Origin of the sequence: Flaviramulus multivorans (assembly GCF_021728415.1) — a bacterium.
Taxonomy (GTDB): domain Bacteria; phylum Bacteroidota; class Bacteroidia; order Flavobacteriales; family Flavobacteriaceae; genus Sabulilitoribacter; species Sabulilitoribacter multivorans.
Map to the genome: position 1 here is coordinate 111,288 of NZ_JAKKDV010000003.1, position 17,788 is coordinate 129,075.

Here is a 17,788-nt window from a genome sequence, read left to right on the forward strand (position 1 = left end):
AATACAAATGGCTTCAAATAAAAAAACCTTACAAGATTTGTAAGGTTTTAACATTTGATTTTTATGTTTTAAGCTAAAACTTCAGCTACTTTTTTGCCAATTTCAGCTGGAGAGTCTACAACATGAATTCCACATGCTCTCATAATTTTCTTTTTAGCTTGAGCTGTATCATCACTTCCTCCAACAATAGCACCTGCATGTCCCATAGTACGTCCAGCAGGAGCCGTTTCGCCAGCTATAAATCCAACAACTGGTTTTTTGCTACCACTTTCTTTATACCAGTTTGCAGCATCGGCTTCTAATTGTCCACCAATTTCACCAATCATTACAACTGCTTCAGTTTCTGGGTCGTTAATTAAAAGTTCAACTGCTTCTTTAGTTGTAGTTCCAATAATTGGATCTCCGCCAATACCAATGGCCGTGGTAATTCCTAAACCTTGTTTTACAACTTGGTCTGCCGCTTCGTACGTTAATGTTCCAGACTTTGAAACAATACCCACTTTTCCTTTTTTGAAAACAAACCCTGGCATAATACCTACTTTGGCTTCTTCAGGTGTAATAACCCCTGGGCAGTTAGGTCCAATTAGTCGGCAATCTTTATTTTTAATGTAGTTAGAAGCAGTTATCATATCTGCGACAGGAATACCTTCGGTAATTGTAATAATTACTTTTATACCTGCATCAGCAGCTTCCATAATTGCATCAGCAGCAAAAGCTGGTGGCACAAAAATAATACTTGTATCAGCACCTACTTCTTTTACGGCATCAGCTACTGTATTAAAAACGGGTTTATCTAAATGTTTTTGTCCTCCTTTACCAGGTGTTACACCTCCAACTACATTTGTACCATATTCAATCATTTGGCTAGCGTGAAATGTTCCTTCACTACCTGTAAAACCTTGAACAATTATTCTTGACTTTTTATTTACTAAAACACTCATTTGTTTGTTATTTATTAAAAGAAAGCATTGCAAAAGTACCGTTTCGAATTTGAATTTTAAAGAAAAACAGAACTTTTATTTCACATGTTTTTTTCTTGATTTTTTAGTTTTTCAAGTATTTCGGGAATACGTCTAATAGACGCTATTTCCTTGTATTTAGAACGAAAATCATCGGCAGGAATTCCGAAATAACTCTTTCCTCCTTCCAAAGATTTACTAACCCCTGCTTTTGCAGAGATTATAGCTTTTTTACCAATGGTAATTCCACTAGTAATACCAACTTGTCCCCAAATGGTGACTTCGTCTTCAATGACGACACATCCTGCAATTCCTACTTGTGAAGCTATCAAGCACTTTTTACCGATAACAGTGTCATGCCCTACTTGAACTTGATTATCAATTTTTGAGCCTTCACAAATTCTGGTGTCGGCTGTAACACCTCTATCAATAGTGCATGCCGCACCTACGTCTACATTGTTTTCTATAACAACACGACCCCCAGATAATAATCGATCATACCCATCTGGTCTGTTTTTATAATAAAAAGCATTTGCTCCTAAAACAGTTCCAGCATGAATAGTAACATTATTACCTATTATTGAATCATCATAAATGCTAACATTTGAATGTATAACACAATTGTCACCTATAACTACGTTATGACCAATAAAACAATTTGGTTGTATTGTGGTGTTTTTTCCAATTTTTGCTGATGGTGAGATTAAGCTGTTAGATGCTTTAAAGGGTTTGAAAACATTTGTTAGCTTATTGAAATCTCTAAAAGGGTCATCACTAATTAATAATGCTTTCCCTTCTGGACAATCTACTTCCTTATTTATTAAAATAATAGTGGCAGCAGAATTTAAAGCTTTGTCGTAGTACTTAGGATGGTCAACAAAAACGATGTCTCCAGCTTCAACCACATGAATTTCATTCATTCCTAGAACCATAAAATCATCATCGCCAACAAACTTACTGTCTATTAAAGTGGCTATTTGTTTAAGTGTATACGGTTCAGGAAACTTCATTTATTTTCTTCAATTAATTGAAAGGTACTATTTATATATTCGAAAGAATTTTCTAGCTTTTTAAAACGGTCTTCTAAAGTCCAATTCATTAACATGAATATATCTTTTTCACCTTCAATGAAAGTAACGATATAAGCCGCTTTTATGTCTTCAATTTGACCTAAAATTTTTAATTGGCGAGCTGGATTGTCATTTATATTATTCAATCCATATTCCTGAATTTTAGAGTTAATTAACCTTTCTCTAAACAATGTTTTTTGCGCATTTTTATAATTCTCAATTACGGGAAGTTCATCATCGTATTCCCCAAATTGCTTGAAAGTATCAATATACTCATTTTTATCCTCTTGAATTATTACAAAATACGCCTCTTTAAAAATATTGGCATATTGAAATGATGCATCGGGGTGTAATTGAGAAACGGGTTTCATATAGTAAGGTAAATCTACTTGAAACAAATCATCGGCACCAACAGTTACATAATTTGACTCTGAAGTAGTTACGGGAGCTGAATCTAATTCATTTCCTGCGGCTTGCATTGCTCCTTTAACCATATCTACGCATGACGTGGTGAGTAAAATAATGATGAGTGCAAAAATGCCTTTTTTCATAAAATTATTCCTTTACACGCTCTTTATACGTACCCTTATCGGTCTCAATTTTAATTTTATCGCCTTCATTAATAAACAATGGTACATTAACTTCAGCACCAGTTTCAACAGTGGCCGGTTTAGTGGCATTAGTAGCTGTATTTCCTTTTACACCAGGTTCGGTATGAGTAACTTCTAAAATAACACTCGCGGGCATTTCAACTGAAAGTGGCATATTATCTTCAGTGTTGATTAAAACTGTTACTACTTCTCCTTCTTTCATTAAACTTGGATTGTCTAATGCTGCTTCTAGTAACCTAATTTGAGTGTAATCTTCTTGATTCATAAAATGATAAAACTCACCATCATTATATAGATATTGAAATTTATGTGTTTCAACACGTACATCATCCAATTTATGCCCTGCAGAGAAAGTGTTATCCAAAACTTTTCCGTTAGTAACACTTTTCATTTTTGTTCTTACAAACGCTGGACCTTTACCAGGTTTTACATGTAAAAATTCAATTATTTTGTAAATATCATTATTATAACGAATACATAATCCGTTTCTAATATCACTTGTAGTAGCCATATAATTAGTTTGATTTAAAATAACCTTTCATAATTCCGCGATGTGAATTTTTTATAAACTGTAGGATTTCATCGCGCTCAGGAGTTGCTTCCATTTCAGCTTCTATAATTTCAGAAGCCTGAGTATTATTATAATTTTTTTGATAGAGTATCCTGAAAATATTCTGAATTTCTCTTATTTTTTCTGTTGTATAACCGCGTCTTCTCAAACCAACTGAATTTATTCCAACATAAGATAACGGTTCGCGTGCTGCTTTTACGTAAGGGGGCACATCTTTTCTAACTAATGACCCTCCTGTTACAAAAGCATGATTTCCAATTGATACAAATTGATGAACTGCTGTCATACCCGCTAAAACCACAAAATCTCCAATAGTAATATGACCTGCCAATGTACTGTTGTTTGAAAAAATACAGTTATTACCAACAATACAATCATGAGCAATGTGACAATACGCCATAATTAAGCAATTATCTCCTACTACAGTTTTCATTCTATCAACAGTTCCTCTATTAATGGTTACACATTCTCTAATGGTAACGTTATCACCAATTTCAACGGTTGTATCTTCATCATTATATTTTAAATCTTGAGGGACTGCCGAAATTACTGAACCTGGAAATATGTTACAGTTTTTTCCAATTCTAGCACCTTCCATTATAGTAACGTTGCTTCCTATCCATGTACCTTCTCCAATTTTCACATTGTTGTGAATGGTTGCAAAGGGTTCAATAACTACATTTTTTGCAATTTTTGCACCAGGGTGAACGTAAGCGAGCGGTTGATTCATTTTTTTAATATTATTTTATCAATCTGTAAAAATGTGTTCGCAATTTAAGGTTTTGTTTTTAATACATAATGAACCTATTGCTAGGGATATATTTATTTAACTTTTGAAATCTGTGCCATTAGTTCTGCTTCGGCACATAGTTTCCCATTTGCATAGGCATAACCTTGCATGTGGCAGATGCCTCTTCTAATAGGAGTAATTAACGAGCATTTAAATATTAAAGTATCTCCTGGCATCACTTTTTGTTTGAATTTTACATTGTCCATTTTCATGAAAAATGTTAAGTAATTTTCAGGATCAGGTACTGTATTTAATACCAAAATTCCACCAGTTTGTGCCATAGCTTCCACAATTAAAACTCCTGGCATAACAGGAGCACCAGGAAAATGACCTTTGAAGAATTCTTCATTCATGGTCACATTCTTTGTTGCTATAACATCACTATCTGTAAGTTCAAATACCTTATCTATTAACAAAAATGGTTGTCTATGAGGAAGCATCGCCATAATTTGTGTAATATCCATTAAAGGTTGTTGATTCAGATCTATATTAGGGACGTTATTACGTCTTTCGTTTTTTATAAGCTTTGATAGCTTTTTTGCAAACTGGGTATTCACAAAATGCCCGGGCTTGTTAGCGATAATTTTACCACGAATACGTGTACCTACAAGAGCTAAATCTCCTAAAACATCTAATAATTTATGTCTAGCAGCTTCGTTTGGATGATGCAAAGTTAAATTATCTAAAATGCCGTTTGGTTTTACGGCTATGGAATCTTTTTTAAAGGCAACCTTTAACTTTTCCATAGTTTTTGGCGATAAGGCTTTATCTACATAAACGATAGCATTATTTAAATCGCCTCCTTTTATTAATCCGTGTTCCAAAAGCATTTCAATTTCATGCAAGAAACTGAATGTTCTTGCGTTTGAAATGTCATTTTTAAAATCTGAAATGTGATTTAAAGTGGCATTTTGAGTTCCCAGAACTTTAGTACCAAAATCAACCATCGTTGTTATTTGATACTCGTTTGATGGCATTACTAATATTTCACTTCCAGATTCTTCATCTACATAAGAAACAATATCTGTTACCACAAATTCTTCTCTAAGAGCATCTTGTTCAACAATGCCAGCCTTTTCTAATGCTTCAACAAAAAACTTAGAAGACCCATCCATTATAGGTGGTTCAGAGGCATTCAGTTCTATTATTGCATTGTCTATATCCATACCTACCAAAGCTGCAAGTACATGCTCTGAAGTTTGAATAATCACACCATTTTTTTCTAAACAAGTGCCTCGTTGTGTATTTGTAACGTAATTTGCATCTGCTTCAATAAGTGGTTCTCCTTCTAGATCAACACGTTTAAATGATAAACCAGAATTTGCAGGAGCTGGCTTAAAAACTAAAGTAACATCTTTTCCAGTATGTAACCCTACACCTGTTAATGAAACTTCAGATTTAATAGTTTTTTGCTTTATTTCGGTATTAACTATTCCCATTTATCTTTTTTTCTATATCGTTAATATCTTTTACAATTTTAGGCAAATTTTTAAAGTGTACGTAAGATTTATTATAATCACCATACGACAATGCTGGAGAACCTTGCAGTACTTCATCATCTTTTACATTTCTTCCAATACCAGATTGCGCTTGAATTTTAACATTATTACCAATTATAATATGCCCAACAATACCAACCTGCCCTCCTATTTGGCAATTTTCTCCTATTTTGGTTGAACCTGCAATACCAGTTTGAGCTGCTATTACTGTATTTCTACCGATTTCAACATTATGTGCAATTTGAATTTGGTTATCTAATTTCACTCCTCTCCTTATGATGGTAGAACCTAGAGTTGCTCTATCTATAGTTGTGGCAGCGCCTATATCAACAAAATCTTCAAGGATAACATTTCCTGTTTGAGGTACTTTACTATATTCCCCATTTTCATTTGGTGTAAAACCAAAGCCATCTGCACCTATTATAGCACCCGAATTAATTACACAATACTTACCAATAATACATTCAGAGTATATTTTACTACCAGCAAATACAACTGTATTATCATCAATAGAAACATTATCGCCCAAATATACATTTGGGAATATCTTTACGTTGTCACCAATTTTAACATTTTCTCCAATATAAGAAAAGGCTCCGATGTAAACATCTTCTCCAAGTTTAGCACTATCTGATATGAATGAGGGTTGTTCAATTCCTGTTTTGTTAAGTTTTACCAGGTTATAATATTCTAGCAATTTCGAGAACGCTGCATAGGCATCATCAACTTTAATTAAAGTGGTATCTAGGCTGTTTTCAGGAATGAATGTTTTATTAACAATAGTTATAGAAGCTTTTGTTGTATAAATATGAGGTGTATACTTTGGGTTTGCAAGAAATGTTAGTGACCCAGTTACACCTTCTTCAATTTTAGATAATTTAGAAACCTCTGTATCTAAATTACCCACAACATCACCTTCTAAAATTTCTGCTATCTGTTGTGCTGTAAATTTCACACTTTAAGGATAATTGTTAATAATATATTTTGGCAAAAATAGGAAAAATGTACTAAAGTTTTTGCTTAGGATAGCATATATAATATTTAGTTACAGGTTTTGATAAAGCTTTAAGGTTTAAATGATCGGATGCCTTTGTAATATCTTGAATTTTTCCACTCTTATGCAATATGTTTATTCGCTTCGTATTTAGTTGATAAGCTTGGTTTGAAATGCTCCCAGTAAAAACAAAATAGTTTGCTTCTTCTTTTGAAATAGAAAACCGAGTCATTAAACTTTCAGCATGTTTGGTTAAACTACTCTCGCTGATAGCTTTGTTTTTCACTTTAATTTTTAACAGGTTTCGATTGATTATCATTTCGCTCAAATTACTTAATACAAAATCCTTATGATATTGCCAGTCTTTCATCGCGGATATAATATCGTAATCATCTAATTTAGAAAATACATCTAAAGTTTCACTATTAAAATTATCTATAGTTATTTTATTTTTCAAAAAGAATAGCAATGCATCACTTGCTTTTAGTTCTTCTCCTTTATCAAATAACTCTTTCGCACGTTGCAAAACCCTAATTAGTAGTTGTTCAGCAACTAAACTTGTTTTATGTAAATATACTTGCCAATACATTAAGCGCCTTGCAATTATAAATTTCTCAACGCTATAGATGCCTTTTTCTTCTATGACCAAATTATCATCCACTACATTAAGCATTGTTATCAAACGCTCACTATTAATATTGCCTTCAGCTACACCTGTATAAAAACTATCACGCTTTAGGTAATCGGCTCTATCCATATCTAATTGTCCAGAAATTAGCTGACACATAAATATTCTTGGGTATTTTCCTTTAAATATATCTATCGCAAGCGTTAAACTTCCGTTAAATTCTTCATTTAATCGCTCCATAAAAAGCAACGAAATATCCTCGTGAGATACATTATTTACAATGCTATGTTCCATGGCATGCGAGAATGGGCCATGACCAATATCATGTAATAAAATAGCAACATATAAACCAGTTTCTTCTTCTTTGGTTATCGTAACTCCTTTAAAACGAAGTACATTAACCGCTTGCTGCATCAAATACACGCAACCAATTGCATGATGAAATCTGGTGTGATGCGCCCCAGGATATACTAAATAAGACATTCCCATTTGAGAAATTCTTCGAAGGCGTTGGAAGTATTTATGCTGAATTAAATCGAAAATTAGCGAATTTGGAATAGTAATAAATCCGTAAATTGGGTCGTTTAATATTTTAAGTTTGTTCAAACTTTAATTTTTTACAATAATATTTACAAATATAACTATATGTCTAAAATAAAAATACTTTGGGTTGATGATGAAATTGATTTATTAAAACCGCATATTTTATTTCTTGAAAACAAAAATTATAAGGTCACAACCTGTAAAAGTGGTACCGAAGCAATCGATGCTTTGGATGATGAAAACTTTGACATTGTATTTTTAGACGAGAATATGCCAGGACTTACAGGACTTGAAACATTAAATGAAATTAAGGAGAAGAAAGATAATTTGCCAGTGGTAATGATTACTAAGAGTGAAGAAGAATATATTATGGAAGAAGCCATTGGCAACAAAATTGCTGATTACCTGATTAAACCTGTAAACCCTAACCAAATTCTTTTAAGTTTAAAGAAAAACTTAGACCATTCTCGATTAGTTTCAGAAAAAACCACTTCAAATTACCAGCAAGAGTTTAGAAAAATTGCTATGGACTTATCTATGGTTAATAGTTATGAAGAATGGGTAAATCTATATCAAAAACTTATTTATTGGGAAATTCAATTAGAAGATATTGAAGATGCTAGCATGTTTGAAATTTTAGAATCGCAAAAAAATGAAGCTAATATTCAATTCGGAAAATTTATAGAGAAAAATTACGCAGACTGGTTTTTGCCCAATACGGATGCTCCTATTATGTCGCATACAGTATTTAAAGAAAAAGTGGTACCAGAAATTAGTAAAGAGCAGCCAACCGTGTTAGTTGTAATAGATAATTTGCGATACGACCAATGGAAAGTTTTTGAGCCCATAATAAACAACTATTATAAAAAGCAAAAGGAAGATGCCTTTTTCAGTATTCTACCTACTGCAACACAATATGCTAGAAATGCTATTTTTTCTGGATTAATGCCTAGCGATATGGAAAAATTGTTTCCCCAATATTGGAAAAATGACACAGATGATGGAGGTAAAAATTTGCACGAAGCTGATTTTTTAAGCACTCAAATGAAACGCTTAAGTTTAAATCATTTAAAATATGAATATCATAAAATCACTAATTTAAAAACAGGAAAAAAGTTAGCAGATAATTTTAAAGCTCTTAAAAACAATGATTTAACCGTGATTGTTTACAACTTTGTAGATATGCTATCTCATTCAAAAACAGAAATGGAAGTTGTAAAGGAGTTAGCCTCAAATGATAAAGCTTACAGGTCGTTAACACTAAGTTGGTTTAAAAATTCGCCACTTTTAGAAATGATACAGCAGGCTCAACAAATGGGATTCAAGTTAATTTTAACAACTGATCATGGAACAATTAATGTTAAAAACCCATCAAAAGTTATTGGTGATAGAGACACTAGTTTAAATCTGCGCTATAAAACAGGCAGAAGCTTAACGTATGAAGACAAAGATGTCTTAGCTAGCAAAGATCCCAAAGAGTTACATTTACCTTCAATTAACATGAGTAGTTCATACATTTTTGCAAAAAGTGATTTGTTTTTTGCATACCCAAATAATTATAATCACTATGTAAGCTATTATAGAAACACCTATCAACATGGTGGTGTTTCACTTGAGGAAATGATTATTCCGTTTGTGGTATTTAATCCAAAATAATCCATAAAGTGTTAAAAAATACCGACGAAATACACTTTTTGTTAGGTTTTATAAAATTTATTCATTAATATTGCATATAAATTTTAATAGTATTGGAAATTTCTTATGATTTGAATCAAGTTGATGACGTTGCGATTCGGCTTATCAAAAATGTAAAAACTAAAACACTTTTGTTTAATGGTAATATGGGAGTTGGAAAAACAACCTTAATAAAAACACTAGTAAAGGTTTTAGGAAGTAATGATGAAGTAAGTAGTCCAACATTTTCAATAGTCAATGAATACGAATTGGGCGCTGAAAAAATTTATCATTTTGATTTATATCGAATTAAAGATATTGAAGAAACATATAATTTTGGAATTGAAGATTATTTAGATTCAGATAGTTGGAAGTTGATTGAATGGCCGGAAATAATTAAGCCTATTCTTAACGAAAATTTTGATGAAATCAATTTAAAATTAGGAAAAAAGAATCAAAGAATTGTCAAATTAAATTAGAAATATTAACCCTAAATTAACCAGTTTATAAGCAAAAAATAACTTTAAAATCTTCGAATATTGAAGTTTTACGGGAAACCCACAGCAGAAATTTTAAAAAAGTTTGGTTTTAACATAATTTTAACATTTCAACAAAAACTTCAAGATACTCTTTAGTTTAAGTTTGGGTAATTAATTAATTAAATCCCTTACAAAATGAAAACAAAAAAGTATGTAATTGCAATTGCGATTTTCGGAGGTATGTTGTTTTTGGCTTCAGCTGCAAACCAATATAACTTAGATGGAGAGCAAACAGCTAAAATCGAAAAGGACAGAATCAAGGTTCCAACACACGGATAAGAAAAGCTTGATTATAGGGAGTATTGTTGCTACTTTTATAGCATCGACTCCTTATTTATTTTACTTATATGAAGGTGTTCCAGATGTTAAAGTTTGGAACACCTTTTTTGGTACTTTTAATAGTCAATATTACGAAAGTGTGTTTGTTTTAGCATGGACACTTACAGGCAAAATAATTCCTTTGTTCCTACTATTTATCTGGTTTTTTACCTGTAGGCATTGGTGGTATCATGTTCTACTGATACCTATTTCTATGTATGTTTACCAGATATTCACTACCCTTAATGAAGATTTCTCATTTGTTGATTCTAATCAGTTAATATATTTAATACCAATAATGGCTGTAATAATTCCTTCAATATATTTAATCAGAGCTAGAATTTTTAATAAAATAAATGAGGTAAATAAGTCGCTTGAAGAATTGGAAGATGAATTTAAGTTATCACCAAAAACTTTTTGGGGTAAAATAAAGCAATATTTTTAATTGTTACCTAATCTATCTCTTTCTATCAGGTCTATATCCTTTTTATTGGAATCTAATCTGAAATTACCGAATTTGTAGTTGAAACCGATGGTAAATAGTCTGTTTTCAAATCTGTAGTTTACCAAAATATCTTGGTTTAGATATTTAGTTGTTCTATTAAAGTTTTGGGTATTAAAAATATCTATTACTCCCATACTTAAGGACGCTCTATTCTTCCAAAATGTTTTCCTCAAATTAACATCAAATCCAAACCTATCACTGGCTATTGAAACGCCTTCAGCCAAAGGTGATATATATAGAAATGACACATCGGCAGTTAAGCTTTTGTCTTTAAGGAAAGAAAAATAATTAACCATTTGTGCATATACAGACCATTTATCAATATTTTCAATTTCATTATTACTTTGCAGAGCAAAAAACTGATTATCGTAATAAAAGATAGATGATAATGCATAAATACTCCAATTATTGGTTAATGATGTGTATGTTGTAAAATCAAAACCATAAGAAATACTTCTGTTAATGTTGGTATTGATATATTTAATAATATTTTCGTCATTATCTTGAAAGCCTATTTCTAATGCTGGATTTTTTTCGTATCTGTAATACAATTCAAAGGTATACGTGTTATTAAGTGTATAACCTAAAGTAAACACATCATCTAATTGTGGTTTCAAGTTTGGGTCACCTGTTATAAAAGTATTGTCGTTCAAAAAGTATCTAAACGGATTTAATTGACTGTATCTTGGGCGATGAATACGTTTATTATAATTAAAATAAACCTCATTGTTTTCGTTAATTCTACTCAATAAATAAAATGAAGGAAAAACTTTTAAGTAATTATTATCATTGACTTGATTCGTTGATATTGAATTACCTTTTATGTCTGTATATTCAGTTCTTAATCCTAATTTTAAACTCCATGCATCCCAATCTTTAGAAAAACTTGTGTAAACGGCGTAATTCATTTCATCATAGAAAAAAGTATCCGAGTTTTGTAAATCTTCCTCTTTTACTCCATTATTAAAAGTGAATTGATTTAAAATACTTTTAGAATTAATATTAGATACTTTTACACCAGCTTCAAATTGTGAAGACTTATTTACTGGTAATTCATAATCCATTTGACCCGTATATAGCCTTATATCTTGACTTGTAAAGGTTTGAAATCTGTTACTTCTAATTAAAGATTCATCTGGAAAACGGTAATCGGTATCTACATTTTGAAAGTTTGAAAAATCATAATACGTATGATGCAAACTTGTAGAAAGTTTTTCACCAGGTCTATTAAATTTATGAATATAATCTAAAGTAAACGCTAAGTTAAATGTTTCATCTACGGCTTTGTTTGTAGTTGTAAAGGTTGAGTCTAGAACTTGGTTGGAGTTAAAAACTTCCGTTATTGAATTTATATTAGTTCTAGTGCCTTCCCTTGGAGATATTAACATATTGGTGGAAAACCCGAAACTATTATTCTTATCTATTTCATAGTCTATGTTAGCATTTATATTTTGGTTTTCGGACTGTCTAACTCTTTTATAATCTGTTTCCCAACTTGTTGAAATTTGATTATTGTCCATAAAATTTATAAACTCATCATTATTTCGGTAATCTTTTCTTGGGCTAATACTATAATTTAAATAGGTATTTAATTTCTTTGTTTTGAAAAAATGACTAGTGCCAAATGAATATTTTGGAAACTCAAAGCCTTGTCTATAATTACCAAATATACTACCGTTGTAGCCAGTAGCTATGCTCTTTGTTGTAATAATATTAAGTACAGCTCCTCCTTCAGCTTCATATTTTGCAGGAGGATTTGTAATTACTTCAACAGACTTAATATTGCTAGCTGGTGTGCTTTCCAAAAGTTGTGCCACTTCACTTGAAGATAAATGAACCCTTCTATCGTTTATATAAACTGTTGGAGTAGATTGTTTTATAGTAATAGCTCCATCATAAACCAAAACACCTGGTGTGTGTTTTAATACATCTAATACATTATTATTTGATAGTGTAGAATTCTCCACATTAAAAACCACCCTATCAACCAGCCTTTTTACAGTTGGTCTTTTAGCGACTATTGATACACCTTCTAGTTCTTCCAATGCTTCTTTAAGGACTATAGTTCCTAAGTTAATGTCATTAGAAAGTTCTACGTCAATAGTATATTCATTAAATCCTAAAAAACTAATTTTTAATGTATACTTCCCTGCCTTAACGTTATTCAAAATAAATGCTCCTAAATCATCTGTTGTAGTTCCAATTAGAGGAGATGAGTCCTCCTTATTTAGTAGTACAACATTGGCAAATTCGATTGGTAAATTGGTTTCGTCTTTTAAATCTCCAACAATGTTGTATTCTTGCGAAAAGCTTAGAAAAGAAAATAAGAGTAAAAAAAGAGGTGTTATTTTTTTTATCATAAATTGATTTAAACTGCAAACTAATAATAAATAAATTGCTCGCAATGGATAGCTAAAATAATTATTTTTTTACTTTCTATTATGATTAGAAAATTTATTTGTAATTTGATTTTTATTAATTGCACTAACCATGACAAAACCGCTTTCACCTTTTACTAAGCAGCAACTTTTACCACAAGAAGAAACCTTGGAAATTTTTAAGAAAAAAGGCGAATTGTTTATAGGTATTCCAAAAGAAACGGCGTTTCAAGAAAAGCGCGTTTGCCTTACTCCTGATGCTGTTTATGCACTTGTAAATAATGGGCATAGGGTTTTATTAGAGTCTGGAGCAGGTGATGGAGCAAATTTTAGCGATAAAGATTATAGTGAAGCCGGAGCTGAAATATCTAAAGATACGGCCAAAGTTTTTGCTTGCCCCATGATTCTTAAAGTTGAACCGCCAAGTTTAGAGCAAATTAAACTTATAAACCCACAAACGATACTTATTTCTGCACTTCAAATTAAAACACAAACAAAAAAGTATTTTGAAGCCTTAGCTTCTAAACGCATTACAGCACTTGCTTTTGAGTTTATTAGAGATACCGACGGAACTTATCCTGCAGTTAAATCTTTAAGTGAAATTGCTGGTACAGCCTCTGTTTTAATTGCATCAGAATTGCTTTCTGACACCAAAAACGGAAACGGACTAATGTTTGGAAACATTAGCGGTGTTCCTCCTTTAGAGGTCGTTATTTTAGGTGCTGGCACCGTTGGTGAATTTGCTGCTAGAAGTGCCATTGGGTTGGGTGCAAACGTAAAAGTCTTTGATAATTCTATTACTAAACTAAGACGCATACAAGTACATTTGGGTCGTACTCTTTTTACATCTACTATTCAACCCAAAAATTTAAATAAAGCTCTAAAGCGGTGCGATGTTGTTATTGGTGCTGTTAGAGGTTTGAATAGATCTCCCATTGTTGTATCAGAAACTATGGTAGAATCAATGAAAAAAGGCGCTATAATTATTGATGTAAGTATTGATATGGGAGGTTGTTTTGAAACTAGCGAAGTAACCACACATAAACAACCAACTTACATTAAGCATAATGTATTGCATTATTGTGTTCCTAATATTCCCGCAAGATATCCTAGAACTTCGTCGGTTTCAATAAGTAATATTTTTACCCCTTATTTATTAAAGATAGCCGAGGATGGCGGAATAGAAAATTCTTTAAGATTTGATAGAGGTTTAAAAAATGGATTGTATTTTTACCACGGAATTTTAACGAGTAAATCTGTTGCCGAATGGTTTGATTTAAAATATAGCGACGTTAATTTGCTAATTTTTTAATTGAACTAGCTTCAAATCGTGTTCTAAACCTATAAAATGAAACTCATTCAACGTATTGGATATTATCTTGGTGGCTTTTCCATCGGATTAGTAATTCTTGCCTTTTTTTTAAGTGGAAAAAAGACGTCGTGTAGCTATGGACCAGAAGCTAGAGTTTTGAAAAATATTAACTCGAAAACTATTGTGTATAGCGAAGATGTTGAATCTCTTATAGAAAGTAACGCTATAGATACTACAATAATAGCATATATTCTTAAAAAAGGTGATATCAATTTTTCAAAGAGTAAAACAAGACAAAAACCATGTGGTATTTACGTAATAGAGGGGTTAGATAATGACAATGATGTAACGATTACAGTTGAAAATTGTGAAAATAAATCAACTGTATTAAATATTATAGTAGAAAAATAATATGATTAAACGTAGTTTCGATGTTGTTTTCTCTCTGATTGGTTTAATAGTCCTTGCTCCTATCCTTATAATTATTTCTATTCTTATTAAACTAGACTCCAAAGGGCCTATTTTATTTATTCAAGGAAGAGTTGGTAAGAATAACAAAGATTTCAACATTTATAAGTTTAGAACTATGCGGATTCAATCTGAAACTAAAGGGTTGCTTACGCTTGGTAATAACGATTCCAGAATTACCAAAATTGGGTACTTTTTAAGACGATATAAAATTGATGAGTTTCCTCAACTGATTAATATTTTAAAGGGTGATATGAGTTTTGTAGGGCCAAGACCAGAATTAAGATACTATGTTAATTTTTATAACGAAGATGATATGAAAATTTTTGTAGTAAGGCCAGGTATTACGGGACTTGCATCGTTAAAATACCGAAATGAAGTAGAACTTTTAAAAGCTGCTAAAGACCCTGAGGATTTCTTTATACATACTATTATACCTGATAAGTTAAAGTATAATAAGGAATATATTAAACGTCGCAATTTCTTTTTTGATTTGAAACTAATTTTCATTACTATAATAAAGGTAATCACCAAATAGCTTTTCAACCTTACTTTAAATTAAACAATTTGGTATAAAAGTTATTTATTGCTACTTTGCAAATGTAATTCGTCCAAAAAATTTACGTTTTAGCGAAGTTAAGCCTCAATGAATAAATCAACCTCAAATCATATAGATCAACTATTACTTGATTCTGGTTTATTTCCAAACAAAAGAAAACCAAAAAAACTTTCTAATAATTTTGATTTCTCTAATGAAACCATTTTAATTACTGGAGCTGCGGGTTCAATTGGTAGTGAACTTTCAAAACAATTAATAAGTACTAAATTCAACAAACTTATACTTGTTGATATTGCGGAATCTCCGCTATATGATTTAATGAAAGAGTTAGAGTTTGTAGATACTAATTCTGTAGAATTTATAATTTTTAATATCACAGATGACATATCATTAAGAAAGCTTTTCGAAACTTATAAACCTACTGTTATATTTCATACAGCGGCATACAAGCATGTGCCTTTAATGGAAGACAACCCTTATGAAGCAGTGAAACTTAATATTCTTGGAACAAAATTATTAGCTGATTTGTCGATAGAATTTGATGTGAAAAAGTTTGTGTTTATTTCAACCGATAAGGCAGTTAAACCCATAAGTGTTATGGGTATAACTAAGTATATTGCTGAAAGATATTTAAATAAGCTTTCTTTAAGTAGTAAAACTATCTTTTTGATAACTCGCTTTGGAAATATATTGGGCTCCAATGGATCTGTATTGCCACTATTAAAAAAACAAATAGAGATTGAAAGTCCTATAACTATAACAGACAAATTAGCTTCAAGATACTTTATAAGCAAATACAAAGCTTGTTATTTAATACTAAAAATCGCGACTTTAAATAAAGAAAGCTCTACATATGCTTTTAATATGGGCGAGCCCATTAAAATAGTTGATTTAGTTGAGAGATTACTTCAATTATATGAAATTAATGGGAATGCCATTAAAATGAAAATTACCGGATTACGACCAGGAGAAAAACTCCATGAGGAAATGATAGAACATGAAGAAAATTTAGCACCTACTAATGACGATGATATTCTTTTGGTTAACAAAAAAGAACACTCACAAATAAAAAGCTTAGACTTTGATAAACTCTTTAGTATCAATCCCTATTTGAGTAATAATGAAATAAAATTATTGCTTAAAAGCTATTTATAAATGCTTTCTACGCATTTTTTCCTTTGATAATAAGGCTAACTCTCGTCCTGTTTGTCCTGCAACCGATGTATTTTCCTCTGCTCTTCTAATTAAATAAGGCATCACATCTTTTACAGGTCCAAAAGGCACATATTTTGCCACATTATAGCCCTTATGAGCAAGGTTGAAGCTAATATGGTCGCTCATACCGTATAATTGTCCAAACCAAATTCTAGGATCGTTATTTTGCAAACCTTTGTCCTGCATTAATTGCATTAACAAATACGAACTATCTTCATTATGAGTTCCGGCAAATAATGAAATACAGTCTAAATTGTTCATAATATAACGCAGCCCTTTATTGAAATTCTGATCGGTAGCAAATTTACTTTCGCAAATTGGAGATAAATACCCTTTGGCTTCTGCTCTATCGTTTTCTTTCTCCATATATGCACCACGAACTAATTTATAACCTAAAAAGTAATTATCTTTCTTAGCCTTTTGATGTTCTTTTTCTAAAAAAACTAATCTATCATGCCTATACATTTGTAAAGTGTTAAATACAATAGCCTTTTCTGTATTATACTTTTTCATCATATCGGTAACTAATTGGTCAGCGGCACCTTGCATCCAACTTTCTTCTGCATCAATTAATACAGCAATGTCACAAGCTTTTGCTTTTTTACAAACTTCATCGAACCTATTCATTACTCTATTCCATTCATCTTCTTCGTCTTTTGTTAAGGTTTCTCCTTTTCCTATTTTTTTATATAAATACATACGTCCAAAACCTGTTGGCTTAAAAACGGCGATGGGCATTGCATCATTATCTCTTGCAAATTCAATGATTTTAATAATCACATCCTTTGCAGAATCGAATTCTTTTTCAACTGCCTTACCTTCAACAGAATAATCCAAAACAGAGCTTACTCCTTTTGTATACATTTTTTCAATGACAGGTAGGCAATCCTCTTCATTTACACCACCACAAAAGTGATCAAAGACAGTTGACCTAATAAGCCCTTCAATAGGTAAATGAGCCTTAATTGCAAAATTGGTTGCAGCTGTACCAATTTTAACAAGTGGTTCTATAGAAATCATTTTAAATAAAAAATAAGCACGTTCTAACTCAGAATCACTCTTTAAGGAAAAGGCAATTTCGGTGTTATCAAAAATTAAATCTGTATTCATTTATAAAATTTGAGCAAAGATAATTATAGCTAAGTTATAATTTTA

18 protein-coding genes are annotated in these 17,788 nt (G+C 31.4%); 8 read left to right on the top strand and 10 right to left on the bottom strand.

Translation table 11 applies throughout. The features are described 5' to 3' along the window. Positions 1-68: 68 nt before the first annotated feature. The 8 genes from sucD to L3X39_RS08885 form a co-directional block, all read right to left on the bottom strand. Complete coding sequence (gene sucD / locus L3X39_RS08850) at positions 69-941, bottom strand: succinate--CoA ligase subunit alpha (RefSeq protein ID WP_237231424.1); 873 nt, start codon at positions 939-941, stop codon at positions 69-71. An 80-nt stretch (positions 942-1,021) separates the two neighbouring features. After that, positions 1,022-1,969, bottom strand: a complete 948-nt coding sequence (locus tag L3X39_RS08855; protein WP_237231425.1) for a UDP-3-O-(3-hydroxymyristoyl)glucosamine N-acyltransferase — start codon at positions 1,967-1,969, stop codon at positions 1,022-1,024. After that, complete coding sequence (locus tag L3X39_RS08860; protein WP_237231426.1) at positions 1,966-2,580, bottom strand: hypothetical protein; 615 nt, start codon at positions 2,578-2,580, stop codon at positions 1,966-1,968. Before L3X39_RS08860 ends, L3X39_RS08855 begins: the two co-directional genes overlap by 4 nt. Positions 2,581-2,584: 4 nt before the next feature. Further along, positions 2,585-3,151, bottom strand: coding sequence for an elongation factor P (gene efp, locus L3X39_RS08865; protein ID WP_237231427.1), 567 nt, complete (start codon positions 3,149-3,151; stop codon positions 2,585-2,587). Between the two features lie 4 nt (positions 3,152-3,155). Further along, the gene (lpxA, locus tag L3X39_RS08870) at positions 3,156-3,941 is read right to left on the bottom strand and encodes an acyl-ACP--UDP-N-acetylglucosamine O-acyltransferase (RefSeq protein ID WP_237231428.1); all 786 of its coding nucleotides are present in this window, start codon (positions 3,939-3,941) and stop codon (positions 3,156-3,158) included. Between the two features lie 92 nt (positions 3,942-4,033). Continuing rightward, entirely contained in the window at positions 4,034-5,440 is a 1,407-nt protein-coding gene (locus tag L3X39_RS08875; RefSeq protein WP_237231429.1) for a bifunctional UDP-3-O-[3-hydroxymyristoyl] N-acetylglucosamine deacetylase/3-hydroxyacyl-ACP dehydratase, read from the bottom strand. Beyond that, positions 5,427-6,455 (bottom strand): UDP-3-O-(3-hydroxymyristoyl)glucosamine N-acyltransferase, encoded by a 1,029-nt coding sequence (gene lpxD, locus L3X39_RS08880; RefSeq protein WP_237231430.1) that lies wholly within the window; start codon positions 6,453-6,455, stop codon positions 5,427-5,429. Before lpxD ends, L3X39_RS08875 begins: the two co-directional genes overlap by 14 nt. 52 nt (positions 6,456-6,507) lie before the next feature. Next, entirely contained in the window at positions 6,508-7,728 is a 1,221-nt protein-coding gene (locus L3X39_RS08885; RefSeq protein WP_237231431.1) for an HD domain-containing protein, read from the bottom strand. Positions 7,729-7,767: 39 nt separating this feature from the next. On the opposite strand from L3X39_RS08885, the gene porX reads away from it, so the two are divergent. The 4 genes from porX (at position 7,768) to L3X39_RS08905 (ending at position 10,641) form a co-directional block, all read left to right on the top strand. After that, positions 7,768-9,321 carry a T9SS response regulator signal transducer PorX gene (gene porX, locus L3X39_RS08890; protein WP_237231432.1) on the top strand — a complete coding sequence of 518 codons (1,554 nt, stop codon included), beginning with the start codon at positions 7,768-7,770 and terminating at the stop codon, positions 9,319-9,321. A 92-nt stretch (positions 9,322-9,413) separates the two neighbouring features. Next, a complete protein-coding gene (gene tsaE, locus L3X39_RS08895; RefSeq protein WP_237231433.1) occupies positions 9,414-9,818 on the top strand; it encodes a tRNA (adenosine(37)-N6)-threonylcarbamoyltransferase complex ATPase subunit type 1 TsaE in 405 nt (134 codons plus the stop codon). A gap of 195 nt (positions 9,819-10,013) precedes the next feature. Continuing rightward, complete coding sequence (locus L3X39_RS08900; protein WP_237231434.1) at positions 10,014-10,157, top strand: hypothetical protein; 144 nt, start codon at positions 10,014-10,016, stop codon at positions 10,155-10,157. A gap of 7 nt (positions 10,158-10,164) precedes the next feature. Beyond that, positions 10,165-10,641 (top strand): hypothetical protein, encoded by a 477-nt coding sequence (locus L3X39_RS08905; RefSeq protein ID WP_237231435.1) that lies wholly within the window; start codon positions 10,165-10,167, stop codon positions 10,639-10,641. On the opposite strand, the gene L3X39_RS08910 is transcribed toward L3X39_RS08905, so the two are convergent. Further along, positions 10,638-13,061 (bottom strand): outer membrane beta-barrel family protein, encoded by a 2,424-nt coding sequence (locus tag L3X39_RS08910; protein ID WP_237231436.1) that lies wholly within the window; start codon positions 13,059-13,061, stop codon positions 10,638-10,640. The two genes, L3X39_RS08905 and L3X39_RS08910, sit on opposite strands and share 4 nt — an antisense overlap. Before the next feature lie 130 nt (positions 13,062-13,191). Between L3X39_RS08910 and L3X39_RS08915 the strand changes: the two genes are divergently transcribed. The 4 genes from L3X39_RS08915 to L3X39_RS08930 all read left to right on the top strand — a co-directional run bounded on the left by L3X39_RS08915 (position 13,192) and on the right by L3X39_RS08930 (position 16,573). Next, positions 13,192-14,391 (top strand): alanine dehydrogenase, encoded by a 1,200-nt coding sequence (locus tag L3X39_RS08915; protein ID WP_237231437.1) that lies wholly within the window; start codon positions 13,192-13,194, stop codon positions 14,389-14,391. Positions 14,392-14,427: 36 nt separating this feature from the next. After that, positions 14,428-14,802, top strand: coding sequence for a hypothetical protein (locus tag L3X39_RS08920; RefSeq protein WP_237231438.1), 375 nt, complete (start codon positions 14,428-14,430; stop codon positions 14,800-14,802). 1 nt (position 14,803) lies between these two features. Further along, complete coding sequence (locus L3X39_RS08925; RefSeq protein ID WP_237231439.1) at positions 14,804-15,397, top strand: sugar transferase; 594 nt, start codon at positions 14,804-14,806, stop codon at positions 15,395-15,397. A 108-nt stretch (positions 15,398-15,505) separates the two neighbouring features. Continuing rightward, a complete protein-coding gene (locus L3X39_RS08930; protein ID WP_237231440.1) occupies positions 15,506-16,573 on the top strand; it encodes an SDR family NAD(P)-dependent oxidoreductase in 1,068 nt (355 codons plus the stop codon). On the opposite strand, the gene L3X39_RS08935 is transcribed toward L3X39_RS08930, so the two are convergent. Beyond that, a complete protein-coding gene (locus tag L3X39_RS08935) occupies positions 16,568-17,743 on the bottom strand; it encodes a proline dehydrogenase family protein (protein WP_237231441.1) in 1,176 nt (391 codons plus the stop codon). The two genes, L3X39_RS08930 and L3X39_RS08935, sit on opposite strands and share 6 nt — an antisense overlap. Positions 17,744-17,788 lie beyond the last annotated feature (45 nt).

Bases quoted from the DNA above. Each gene is read 5' to 3' on its own strand.
- sucD (WP_237231424.1), bottom strand. From the start codon at position 941: ATGAGTGTTTTAGTAAATAAAAAGTCAAGAATAATTGTTCAAGGTTTT.
- L3X39_RS08855 (WP_237231425.1), bottom strand. From the start codon at position 1,969: ATGAAGTTTCCTGAACCGTATACACTTAAACAAATAGCCACTTTAATA.
- L3X39_RS08860 (WP_237231426.1), bottom strand. From the start codon at position 2,580: ATGAAAAAAGGCATTTTTGCACTCATCATTATTTTACTCACCACGTCA.
- efp (WP_237231427.1), bottom strand. From the start codon at position 3,151: ATGGCTACTACAAGTGATATTAGAAACGGATTATGTATTCGTTATAAT.
- lpxA (WP_237231428.1), bottom strand. From the start codon at position 3,941: ATGAATCAACCGCTCGCTTACGTTCACCCTGGTGCAAAAATTGCAAAA.
- L3X39_RS08875 (WP_237231429.1), bottom strand. From the start codon at position 5,440: ATGGGAATAGTTAATACCGAAATAAAGCAAAAAACTATTAAATCTGAA.
- porX (WP_237231432.1), top strand. From the start codon at position 7,768: ATGTCTAAAATAAAAATACTTTGGGTTGATGATGAAATTGATTTATTA.
- L3X39_RS08900 (WP_237231434.1), top strand. From the start codon at position 10,014: ATGAAAACAAAAAAGTATGTAATTGCAATTGCGATTTTCGGAGGTATG.
- L3X39_RS08910 (WP_237231436.1), bottom strand. From the start codon at position 13,061: ATGATAAAAAAAATAACACCTCTTTTTTTACTCTTATTTTCTTTTCTA.
- L3X39_RS08915 (WP_237231437.1), top strand. From the start codon at position 13,192: ATGACAAAACCGCTTTCACCTTTTACTAAGCAGCAACTTTTACCACAA.
- L3X39_RS08920 (WP_237231438.1), top strand. From the start codon at position 14,428: ATGAAACTCATTCAACGTATTGGATATTATCTTGGTGGCTTTTCCATC.
- L3X39_RS08925 (WP_237231439.1), top strand. From the start codon at position 14,804: ATGATTAAACGTAGTTTCGATGTTGTTTTCTCTCTGATTGGTTTAATA.
- L3X39_RS08930 (WP_237231440.1), top strand. From the start codon at position 15,506: ATGAATAAATCAACCTCAAATCATATAGATCAACTATTACTTGATTCT.
- L3X39_RS08935 (WP_237231441.1), bottom strand. From the start codon at position 17,743: ATGAATACAGATTTAATTTTTGATAACACCGAAATTGCCTTTTCCTTA.